The sequence below is a fragment of the Maribacter litoralis genome, from assembly GCF_003075045.1.
GTDB classification, from domain to species: domain Bacteria; phylum Bacteroidota; class Bacteroidia; order Flavobacteriales; family Flavobacteriaceae; genus Maribacter; species Maribacter litoralis.
Genome location: NZ_QCZD01000003.1, coordinates 895,271 through 907,078 on the forward strand (window position 1 = coordinate 895,271; position 11,808 = coordinate 907,078).

At 37.1% G+C, this 11,808-nt stretch carries 11 protein-coding genes; 6 read left to right on the top strand and 5 right to left on the bottom strand.

From position 1 onward, the window contains the following. Position 1: 1 nt before the first annotated feature. From DCS95_RS15440 to DCS95_RS15465, 6 genes are all read left to right on the top strand, one after another. Complete coding sequence (locus DCS95_RS15440) at positions 2-2,347, top strand: penicillin-binding protein 1A (protein ID WP_116771662.1); 2,346 nt, start codon at positions 2-4, stop codon at positions 2,345-2,347. A 105-nt stretch (positions 2,348-2,452) separates the two neighbouring features. Then, entirely contained in the window at positions 2,453-3,151 is a 699-nt protein-coding gene (locus DCS95_RS15445) for a CoA transferase subunit A (RefSeq protein WP_116771663.1), read from the top strand. A gap of 4 nt (positions 3,152-3,155) precedes the next feature. Next, the gene (locus DCS95_RS15450; RefSeq protein WP_116771664.1) at positions 3,156-3,809 is read left to right on the top strand and encodes a CoA transferase subunit B; all 654 of its coding nucleotides are present in this window, start codon (positions 3,156-3,158) and stop codon (positions 3,807-3,809) included. A 492-nt stretch (positions 3,810-4,301) separates the two neighbouring features. Next, a complete protein-coding gene (locus tag DCS95_RS15455) occupies positions 4,302-4,667 on the top strand; it encodes a hypothetical protein (RefSeq protein ID WP_116771665.1) in 366 nt (121 codons plus the stop codon). A 146-nt stretch (positions 4,668-4,813) separates the two neighbouring features. Next, complete coding sequence (locus tag DCS95_RS15460; RefSeq protein WP_116771666.1) at positions 4,814-5,338, top strand: GNAT family N-acetyltransferase; 525 nt, start codon at positions 4,814-4,816, stop codon at positions 5,336-5,338. A gap of 15 nt (positions 5,339-5,353) precedes the next feature. Then, complete coding sequence (locus tag DCS95_RS15465; protein WP_116771667.1) at positions 5,354-6,502, top strand: serine hydrolase domain-containing protein; 1,149 nt, start codon at positions 5,354-5,356, stop codon at positions 6,500-6,502. Between the two features lie 10 nt (positions 6,503-6,512). Here the strand turns inward: DCS95_RS15465 and DCS95_RS15470 are convergent, their stop codons facing one another. The 5 genes from DCS95_RS15470 to DCS95_RS15490 form a co-directional block, all read right to left on the bottom strand. After that, a complete protein-coding gene (locus DCS95_RS15470) occupies positions 6,513-7,670 on the bottom strand; it encodes a methionine aminotransferase (protein ID WP_116771668.1) in 1,158 nt (385 codons plus the stop codon). A gap of 82 nt (positions 7,671-7,752) precedes the next feature. After that, positions 7,753-8,298, bottom strand: a complete 546-nt coding sequence (locus DCS95_RS15475) for a type 1 glutamine amidotransferase domain-containing protein (RefSeq protein ID WP_116771669.1) — start codon at positions 8,296-8,298, stop codon at positions 7,753-7,755. 131 nt (positions 8,299-8,429) lie between these two features. Continuing rightward, entirely contained in the window at positions 8,430-8,912 is a 483-nt protein-coding gene (locus DCS95_RS15480) for a very short patch repair endonuclease (protein WP_116771670.1), read from the bottom strand. Positions 8,913-8,977: 65 nt separating this feature from the next. Continuing rightward, positions 8,978-9,724: a succinate dehydrogenase/fumarate reductase iron-sulfur subunit gene (locus DCS95_RS15485; protein WP_116771739.1), complete on the bottom strand. Its 747-nt coding sequence runs from the start codon at positions 9,722-9,724 to the stop codon at positions 8,978-8,980. A gap of 65 nt (positions 9,725-9,789) precedes the next feature. Next, the gene (locus DCS95_RS15490) at positions 9,790-11,805 is read right to left on the bottom strand and encodes a fumarate reductase/succinate dehydrogenase flavoprotein subunit (protein ID WP_116771671.1); all 2,016 of its coding nucleotides are present in this window, start codon (positions 11,803-11,805) and stop codon (positions 9,790-9,792) included. Positions 11,806-11,808: the final 3 nt, after the last annotated feature.

The window sequence follows — 11,808 nt, forward strand, 5'->3', positions numbered from 1 at the left end:
AATGGCAAAAGCGGTAAAGAAGAAAACAACCAACAATTTTTCCAAATTCATCTTGTGGTTTTGGATTTTATTTGCATCTGGTATTGCCTTAGTGGCATTAATATTTTTATCTGCCTCTTGGGGGTTGTTCGGTGAGTTGCCACCCTATGAGTATTTAGAGAATCCACAAACCAATTTAGCATCGCAGATTATCTCTTCAGACGGTAAGCTTCTGGGTAAGTTCTATTTAGACGATAACCGTACAGATGTAAAATTTGAAGAGCTTCCCGATAATTTGGTAAATGCATTGATCGCTACAGAAGATGCTCGTTTTAAAGATCATTCCGGTATCGATGCCCGTGGTACAGTTAGGGCTTTTGCATATTTAGGTAGTAAAGGTGGTGCCAGTACCATTTCGCAGCAGTTGGCTCGTCAGCTTTTTGTTGGTGTGCGTTCTAGAAGTAAATTCGATGCGATAAAACAAAAAATTAAAGAATGGGTTCTTGCCATTAGATTAGAGCGTAGCTATACCAAAGAAGAAATTATAAGTATGTACTTCAATATTTACGATTTTGGAAATAATGCCGATGGTATTAGATCTGCTGCCCGTATATATTTTGGTAAGGAGCCTAAAGATTTAAAGATTGAGGAATCTGCAATGCTGGTGGGTATGTTCAAAAACTCTTCGCTTTTTAACCCTTTGCGTAGGGAAGAAATGGTAAAGACCCGTAGAGATGTTGTGCTTGCGCAAATGGCAAAATACGATTACATAACCGAAGCGGAAAAAGATTCTTTACAGGCGATGAAAATGGATATCAATTATAATCCTGAAACGCATAGTGTAGGTCTGGCAACTTATTTTAGAATGTATTTACAGCGTTTTATGAAAGATTGGATCGATAAAAATCCGAAGCCGGCCATTGGTGATGAATCCGATCGGTATAATCTTTATTTGGACGGACTTAAAATCTACACAACAATAGATTCTAAGATGCAGGCTAATGCAGAGGAAGCTGTAAATGAGCATATGACTAAACTGCAAGCCGAATTTTTTCATCAGAACACTCCAGATAGAAATAAGACTGCTCCGTTTTTAGACATTACGCCAGAAGAAACAAAGTCGATCATGGAACGTGCAATGAAGAATTCAGATCGTTGGAAAATCATGAAAAGCGAGGGCAAATCTGAAAAAGAGATTCGAGAGTCTTTTGACAAAAAGACCGAGATGACAGTGTTCGATTGGGAAAGTCCGACCAAAGAGAAAGATACTATTCTTACCCCAAGAGATTCCATTCGTTATTATAAGGCATTTTTAAGAACTGCTATGATGTCAATGGAACCTCAAACGGGTCATGTAAAAGCATGGGTTGGCGGTATCAATTATAAGCATTTTCAATATGACAATGTTATTCAAGGAGCTAGGCAAGCAGGATCAACTTTTAAACCTTTTGTATACGCTGCGGCGATCGATCAATTAAGGCTATCCCCATGTGAAACTCGCCCAGATACCCAGTATTGTATAGAGGCTGGCAAACATGGTAATATGGAGCCTTGGTGCCCAAGAAACTCCAACCTTAAATATTCTGGTAACAGTTACTCCTTAAAGAAGGCTTTGGCAAATTCGGTGAATACGGTTACCGCCCAGTTAATTGATGAGGTGGGCCCTAAATCGGTTGTGAGCATGGTGCGTAATCTAGGACTTACGGGTGATATTTTAGAAGTGCCTTCCATAGCTTTGGGTACATTAGATGTTAATGTATATGAAATGGTTGGTGCATATGGTGCCTTTGCAAACCAGGGTGTTTATGTAAAACCTGTTATGGTTACACGTATTGAAAATAAAGATGGTACTGTTTTGTACGAATATGTTCCAGAAACGAAAGATGTATTAAGTAAAGATGTATCCTACGCTATTTTAGATTTAATGAAAGGCGTTACCCAAGGTGGTTCAGGTACACGTTTACGTACTACTGGTGCAAATAAATGGAGACCCGAGTATGATGAAATTATAACTGGTTATCCATATAAATTAACCAACCCAATTGCAGGTAAAACAGGTACTACTCAGAATAATAGTGATGGTTGGTTTATGGGTATGGTTCCTAATCTGGTTACCGGAGTTTGGGTAGGTGGTGAAGAAAGATCCGTTCACTTTAAAAGTATTACATATGGTCAAGGAGCATCTATGGCTTTACCTATTTGGGGACTATATATGACAAAGAACTATGCTGACGAAGAATTGGGTATTTCAAAAGAGGACTTTGTAAAACCTGAAAATATGTCCATTGAAATAGATTGTGAGAAGTTTCAAGAGGCTTCGGATAGCGAGACCGATACGGATGATGATTTAGATGATCTTGATTTTTAAGTTATAAAATATGATATTGATAAAGGTCTTGGTATTCGCCAAGACCTTTTTTTATTTTATCCCATTTATATTCGGTATTTTAGTAACAAGTTAATTAATGACAAAATGATACGTAAAACTGTAAATAATGTAACCGATGCGTTAGCGGGTGTTAAAGATGGAATGACCTTTATGTTAGGTGGATTTGGTCTTTGTGGCATACCTGAAAATGCTATTACCGAATTAGTAAGATTAGGTGTAAAGGATATTACCTGTATATCCAATAACGCGGGAGTTGATGATTTTGGCTTGGGATTATTGTTGCATCAACATCAAATTAAGAAAATGGTTTCTTCTTATGTTGGAGAAAATGATGAGTTTGAAAGGCAAATGCTTAGTGGAGAGTTGGAAGTTGAGCTAACTCCACAAGGTACGCTTGCTGAAAAGTGTAGAGCGGCACAAGCAGGGTTTCCGGCATTTTATACCCCTGCAGGTTATGGCACAGAAGTAGCCGAAGGTAAAGAGGTTAGGGAGTTTAATGGTAAGAAATACATTTTAGAAGAAGCTTTTGAAGCAGATTATGCCTTTGTTAAGGCATGGAAGGGTGATGCTGCCGGAAATTTAATTTTTAAGGGTACGGCAAGGAATTTTAACCCTTGTATGTGTGGTGCCGCTAAAATAACCGTTGCCGAAGTTGAAGAATTGGTACCTGAAGGTCAGCTTGATCCAAACCAAATTCATATTCCCGGTATTTTTGTGCAACGCATTTTTCAGGGAAAAGATTATGAGAAAAGAATAGAACAAAGAACTGTACGTCAAAAATAAGCCCATGTTAGATAAAAACGGAATTGCAAAACGAATTGCACAAGAAGTGGAAGACGGTTACTATGTTAACCTTGGTATAGGTATACCTACCTTGGTGGCAAATTATGTACGTGATGATATTAGTGTAGAATTTCAGAGTGAAAATGGAATTTTGGGTATGGGACCTTTTCCAATCGATGGTGAAGAAGATGCCGATTTGATCAATGCAGGTAAACAAACCATTACTGCGTTACCCGGTGCTTCCTTTTTTGATTCGGCTACAAGTTTTGCCATGATTAGGGGAAAGCATGTAGACCTAACTATTTTAGGTGCCATGGAAGTTGCAGAGAATGGCGATATAGCCAATTGGAAAATACCAGGTAAAATGGTAAAAGGTATGGGAGGGGCAATGGACTTAGTTGCTTCAGCTGAAAATATCATTGTAGCTATGATGCATACCAATAGGGCTGGTGAATCCAAATTATTGAAACGCTGTAGTTTGCCTTTAACAGGTGTGGGCTGCGTTAAGAAGATAGTTACCAATTTAGCGGTATTGGAAGTGACAGAAGAAGGTTTTTTGCTTTTAGAAAGGGCTCCAGGCGTTAGTGTTGAAGAAATTAAAATGGCTACAGAAGGTAAGTTGGTGGTATCTGATGGAGTAAAGGAAATGTCTGTTTAAGACGGTATTGTATTCATCGGTAAAATATGTTTTTTAATTTTTTCACAACATATTATATTGCGTACACAACAAATATTAGTGAAATTCAAGGTTACAAATGTATTTTTAGGTCGTAATTAAATCCTTAATCTATAAATTACTTAACCACCATGAATTCTCAAACAAACAACATTACACCAGAACATAAGGTACAAGTCTATAGAAATGACTTTTTTAGCGGATTTCTACGACTTACTAAAAAGCTATTTATGTTGTAAATAGTCTTTGAAAAAATAACGAAAAGAGCGACTTTAGGTCGCTCTTTTTTTTTGTCCTATATCCATATTTAAGATTACGGTATGCGATAACTCCTAACTTCATTAACTAGGTGCTCTAAGTTCACAACACTTTTTATAAGTTTTACCACAAATATTATTTTGTAAGAAAAAGACTACATATATTTGAATGGTAATTAAAAGTGAATCCCAAATCGCTTTTGAAACTTAACCTAATATGAAGTATGTATTCAACTGTCTGGTTCTGATGGTACTAGTTACCTCATGTTCCAAAATAGAGGAGAACAATGACCCCATTATCGGTATTTGGCAGCATACGGTGAAAACTGCGACCAATGAAAATAAAATGGTAGTAGATAATGAAGAATGGATTTTTAATGATGTCTATTTAGGTAGGTTTCATGGTTATAAAAATGATCAAGTGGTCTACTTAACAGATTTTAGCTGGAGTGTTCATGATGGAGTATACATTGTAAGTTACCCAGGTACAGATTTCCCCGACGATTTTGTGAAAATGGAAAAAACCGACGACGGTGTTATTCTCATGAGAACAGAAGGAAAATTATTTGCAGAAAAACAATAAAAGTTCGCATATGAAAAATGCCCGCGAATTATAATACCGCTTTCATAGAGCGGTATTTAAAACAGATAAGTTATCAAATCAACCTTTTTATAGAATTTCCCCCGATTAGGAGCAAAGTAATTTGCTCCTTTTTCTATTTTAGTAGTATGGAACTCACATATACCAAATGTTCTCTTCAGAATGTAGAACAATTAAGATTGATTTCTGAGCAGACCTTCGTAAATGCCTTTGAGAAAGATAATGATCCTTCCGATTTTAAGGATTATATAGAAAAAGCTTTTGCCCTTAATAAAATCAAAGCTGAACTTTTAAACCCTGAAAGTGATTTCTACTTTGTATACAGAAATGATGAATTGGCGGGCTATTTTAAGCTCAACGTACTTTCTGCGCAATCAGACGTTAAAAGAGATGATAGTATAGAGTTAGAACGCATCTATGTTTTAAAAGCGTATCAAAGTTTAGGTTTAGGCAAACAAATATTAGATCGCATCAAAAGTTTAGCTCAAGAAAAAAACAAGAAAATGCTTTGGTTAGGGGTGTGGGAAGAAAATACTCGTGCAATTCAATTTTATCAACGCCACGGATTTCAAAAGTTTGATACTCATCCATATTTCATTGGTACTGATGAGCAGACCGATTGGCTAATGCGCTTTGATTTAAGTACTTTGTAACTATAAACAAACTATATGAAATTACACTTTCTCGCTATCATTTCGCTTATCGCTTTTACCGATTTATATGCACAGGATTATTACTTTCCAGATTTAAACGCTAATTGGGAACAACGCGCTGCAAAATCCTTTAAAATAAATGATGCTTCGTTACAGGAGGCTGTAGCCTTTGCCGAGGCAAATGAATATTCCGGGTCTAGAGATTTACGAATAGCAATTCTAAAGGGGTTTGAAAGAGAACCATTTCATAAAATTCTTGGACCAACCAAAAAACGTGGTGGTCCGGCTGGTATGATCCTTAAGAACGGATATATCGTTGCGCAGTGGGGCGATACAAAAAGAGTAGATATGACCTTTAGCGTTACAAAAAGTTTCCTTAGCACGATGGCTGGTCTTGCAGAAGATGAAGGTCTAATTATCGACACAAAAGATGCAGTAGGAGATTATATTTGGGATGGTACTTTTGACGGAGCCCATAATTCTAAAATTACTTGGGAACATTTATTACAACAAAACTCCGCTTGGTCTGGAGAATTATGGGGTGGAAAAGATTGGGCAGACAGACCGCCTAGCAAAGGTGGTATTGACGATTGGAAGTTAGCCACACCTAAAGAACCGGGTACGGTTATGGAATATAATGATGTTCGTGTAAATGTTTTGGCGTATTCGCTAACCCATGTATGGCGTAAACCAATGCCTATGGTCTTGAAAGAAAAGATAATGGACAAGATTGGCGCTTCTTCTACCTGGCGCTGGTTTGGTTATGATGATGCTTGGACAGTAATTGACGGACTAAAAATGAAATCGGTAACGGGCGGTGGACATTCCGGTGCTGGAATATTTATTAGTACTGAAGATATGGCTCGTTTTGGATTACTGTTCCTTAATGATGGAACATGGAAAAATGAGCGGTTGATTTCTGATGCCTGGATAAAAAAGGCTACCACACCATCAAAACCCAATGTGAACTATGGTTATATGTGGTGGTTAAATAAAAAGGGCGACAGACATTGGGAAGGTCTTTCTGAAAACATTTACTATGCTGCAGGTTTTGGCGGTAATTTTATAGTCATTGATAAAGTAAATGATGTAGTGGTTGTTACACGTTGGCTAGAGCCTAGTAAAATTGGTGAATTTATGACTAAGGTAAACGCGGCTTTTTAGTAAGTAGGTGTTAGAGCTTGCATAGAATTTCAACAGCTTTTTCTAAAGTTTCCTGTTTTTTGGCAAAACAGAAACGTAGCATATGGTCATTTCTATGGTCAACATTAAACGATGAAATAGGGATTGATGCTATCTTATTTTCTATGATTAAACGTTTACCGATAACTTCATCTACTTCCTTAGTTAGCTTGGTATAATCCAATAATTGAAAATAGGTACCTTGGGAAGGTTTACACTTAAATTTGGATGATTTTATCCCATCTAGAAAGAAATCACGTTTTTTCTGGTAAAAATCATTCAATTCTAAATAGTGAGAGGCATTTTTTAAATAGCAAGCCAAAGCGCGTTGTACAGGATGGTCTACACAAAACACATTGAATTGATGCACCTTTCTAAATTCTGACATCAGCTCAGCTGGGGCTACACAGTATCCTACTTTCCAACCGGTAACATGAAATGTTTTTCCAAAGGATGCGCAAACAATACTTCTATTAACCAAATCTGAAAAGCGCGATGCACTTTCATGTCCGCGTCCATCAAAAACAATATGTTCATACACCTCGTCACTTAATAGAATTATGTTGGTAGGTTTTAAAATAGCTTCTAACTGTTCCATATCCCATTTAGTGAGAATGGTTCCACTGGGGTTATGCGGAGTGTTGATAATTACCATTTTGGTTTTGTCGTTTATCTTCTTTTTAAAAGTGGTCCAGTCAATTTTATAATCTGGAGCATCAAGTTGAAGATAAACCGGAACACCACCATTTAAGACAATAGCGGGCTCATAACAATCGTAAGCCGGTTTTATAACAATTACCTCGTCACCTTTGCCTACAAAGGCTGTAATGGCCGTAAATATAGCTTCAGTTGCACCTACGGTGATGGTTACTTCGTTTTCTGGATGATAGGTATGTTGATGTAACGATGCGACTTTGTGTGAAATGATTTCCCTTAAACCATAATAGCCTTGCATAGGTGCGTATTGGTTATGTCCGTTATTTAACGCTTGGCTTACCAACGAGGTTAATTTTGGATCTGCTTCAAAATTAGGAAAGCCTTGAGATAGGTCAATAGCATTGTTCTTTCTTGCTAGATTACCAATGGTGGTGAATATGGTAGTTTTTACATCTGGCAGTTTAGATGCATCTATAAGTGATTTGTAATCCATACTAGTAAATGTATGCATTTTACAGAAAGACATAAAAAAAGCCCAACCATTAGGGTGGGCTTCTCAATTCCACTAAAATGAATTATGCATGTTGCATTTCATGTTTTCCTTCTTTTATCTCTTCAATTAATTTAGAATTAAAAGCAGGTAAATCATCCGGATTTCTACTTGTCACAAATCCTTCGTCAACAACAACTTCTTGGTCTACCCAATCAGCTCCTGCATTAATCACATCATCTTTAATGGAATGAAATGAAGTCATTTTTCTTCCTTTTACCACTCCGGCACTAATCAGCGTCCAAGGTGCGTGGCAAATTGCCGCTACTGGCTTTTTCAATTTAAAAAAGTCACGTACAAAATCCAGTGCCTTTTCTTCTCTTCTTAGTAAATCTGGATTAATTACACCACCTGGTAATACCAAGGCGTTATAATCCTCAGCTCTTACTTCGTTTAAGGTTTTATCTACAGTGTAACTGTTAGACCAATTACCATCTGCCCAACCTTTTATTTCATCTTTTTCCAAGCTTACGATATCGACGTTAAAGCCTTCTTTTTCCATCGCTTCCTTTGGAGATTTTAATTCACTTTCTTCAAATCCATTAGTAGCTAATATTGCTATCCTCTTCATAATATATAGTTTTTAACGATTAATAATTTCTTTGATACTAAGTTACATATCAAAGAAGGTAATGTCCGTTAAAGCCTTATTAATAAAGGGTTTGCAAGGGTTAAACATTTATTAAATGAACTTTATAAAATTTATTTTGCGCTTTTTTCAACGGTGTTTAAGTGGGCAATGGTTTTTGAGATGCAATCATCAAGGTTTTTTTTCACTTCGGTTTCCCAAAATCTAAAAACAGTATATCCTAAACGTTTAAGTTCTTGGTTTACTTCTTCATCACGTTGCATGTTTCGTTCTATTTTGGCAATCCAAAATTCTCGATTTGTCTTTATTTTTGGTTTTCTTTCTTCCCAATTTTTACCGTGCCAATATTCACCATCAACAAATATTACAGTTTTATATTTGGGTAGGGCAATGTCTGGTTTACCTATTAACTTTTTATAATCAATGCGATATCTATAGCCAGCTGCATATAAGGCTTTTCTAAAGGCTAGTTCTGGCTTTGTGTTCTTACCACGTATTTTACTCATGATCTTAGAGCGCTGTGGAGTTGTGTAAAAACCAGATTCTTCATTAAACCTTGGTACTATAATTCGCTCTTGCTTGTAGTCTTTTGACATATCTTAAAATTAAAAAATCCCGAACCTTAATGGCCGGGATTTTTAAAACTTTATGATTTTTAAGTCTAACTTTTAACGTTGGCACTTAAATATTCGCGGTTCATTCTTGCGATATTCTCCAAAGAAATTCCTTTAGGACATTCAATTTCACAAGCCCCGGTATTGGTACAGTTACCAAATCCTTCCAAATCCATTTGTGCTACCATGTTTTTAACACGGTCAACAGCTTCTACTTGTCCTTGTGGCAATAGTGCGTATTGAGATACTTTTGCACCAACAAATAACATTGCAGAGGCATTTTTACAACTTGCTACACATGCTCCACAACCTATACAGGTAGCGGCGTCCATAGCTTCATCGGCAGCATGTTTAGATATTGGTAATGCATTTGCATCTTGTGTATTACCAGAGGTATTTACAGAAATATATCCACCTGCATGTTGAATACGGTCAAAAGAACTTCTGTCTACAACTAAATCCTTTATTACAGGAAATGCCTTAGCTCTAAACGGTTCAATAGTTATAGTATCACCATCTTTGAACATACGCATGTGCAATTGGCATGTAGTTACACCACGATCAGGACCATGGGCCTCACCGTTTATGTACATTGAACACATACCACAAATACCTTCGCGACAATCGTGATCAAAGGCAACTGGCTCTTCTCCTTGGTTGATCAATTGCTCGTTCAGAACATCCATCATTTCCAAAAAGGACATATGCTCAGAAATATCCGTTACTTTATAGTCGACCATAGAACCTTTATCTTTTGGTCCCTTTTGTCTCCAGATTTTTAATGTAAGATTCATAATATTTCGTTTTTGGTTGTTCGTTGTTCGTTGTTGGTACATTACCAGCAACTAGCAACCATCAACTACTTATAACTTCTTTGTTTTAACTCAATTTCGTTGAACTCTAATTGCTCTTTATGTAAAACAGCATCACCAGGTTCTCCTTTATATTCCCAAGCGGAAACAAATGCGAATTCTTCATCATTACGCTTTGCTTCACCAGCTTGTTCACCACCAATTTCAACAGATTCTTCTCTAAAGTGACCTCCACAAGATTCTTCTCTAACCAAGGCATCTTTGGCAAATAGTTCACCTAACTCCAAGAAATCTGCTACACGACCGGCTTTTTCCAATTCAGGGTTCATTTCGTTTGCTGAGCCAGGTACGTTAACTTCTTTCCAGAAACTTTCTCTTAATTCTTTAATTTCCTTAGCCGCTTCTTTTAAGCCTTCGGCATTACGGGACATACCACATTTTTCCCACATAATTTTACCTAAACGCTTGTGGTAATAATCAACGGAATGTTGTCCTTTATTATTAATAAAGAAATCAATTCTATCTTTTACAGACTTTTCTGCTTCATCAAATTCAGGAGAATCAGTAGCGATCTTACCTGTTCTAATTTCATGCGATAAATAATCACCTATAGTATATGGTAATACAAAATAACCATCTGCCAATCCTTGCATTAACGCAGAGGCTCCAAGTCTGTTTGCACCATGATCACTAAAGTTTGCTTCACCTATACAGTAAAGTCCTTCAACAGTTGTCATTAAATTGTAATCTACCCAAACACCACCCATAGTATAGTGTACCGCTGGGTAAATCATCATTGGTGTTTTGTATGGATCTTGATCAACGATTTTCTCATACATCTGAAATAAGTTACCGTATTTCGCTTTTACGATAGCAGCACCTAATTCATAAATTTTGTCGGCAGAAGGATTGTTTATACCGTGAATTTTTGCCTGTTCTATTCCGTATCTCTGAATTGCGGATGCAAAATCCAAGTATACGGCTTCACCTGTTGCATTTACACCGTAACCGGCATCACAACGTTCTTTTGCAGCTCTAGAGGCAACATCACGTGGTACAAGGTTACCAAAAGCAGGATATCTTCTCTCTAAGTAATAATCTCTTTCGTCTTCAGATAAATCGGTAGGTTTCTTTTTGCCCTCACGAATGGCTTTTACATCTTCTAAATTCTTTGGAACCCAAATACGTCCATCGTTACGTAAAGACTCGGACATCAAAGTCAGTTTTGACTGATAATCTCCTGAACGTGGAATACATGTTGGGTGGATCTGTGTGTAACAAGGGTTAGCAAAGAAAGCTCCCTTTTTATGTATTTTCCAAGCAGCGGTTGCGTTAGATCCCATTGCATTTGTCGATAGGAAATAAACATTACCATAACCACCAGATGCTATAACTACAGCATGTGCAGAATGGCGCTCAATTTCACCGGTAACCAAGTTACGGGCAATAATACCACGGGCTTTACCGTCTACTTTGACAACATCTAACATTTCATGACGGTTGAACGGGGTAATTTTACCACGAGCAATTTGTCTGTTCATTGCAGAATAGGCACCTAACAATAATTGTTGCCCTGTTTGTCCTTTGGCATAAAAAGTTCTTGAAACCAATACACCACCAAAAGAACGGTTATCTAAAAGACCACCATAATCACGTGCAAAAGGAACACCTTGTGCAACACACTGGTCAATAATATTCGCAGAAACTTCTGCTAATCTATATACGTTTGCTTCTCTAGAACGGTAATCTCCACCTTTTACGGTATCATAAAATAAACGGTAGGTAGAATCACCATCACCTTGGTAATTTTTTGCTGCGTTAATACCACCTTGTGCAGCAATAGAGTGTGCTCTTCTTGGAGAATCTTGGTAGCAAAATGTTTTTACATTATAGCCTAATTCTGCTAAAGTTGCAGCAGCAGAACCACCTGCCAATCCTGTTCCAACTACAATAACATCAATATTACGTTTGTTGGCAGGGTTTACCAAATTAATATGGTTCTTATAATCGGTCCACTTCGTTTTCAACGGACCTTTAGGTACTTTTGAGTCTAATACAGACATAAG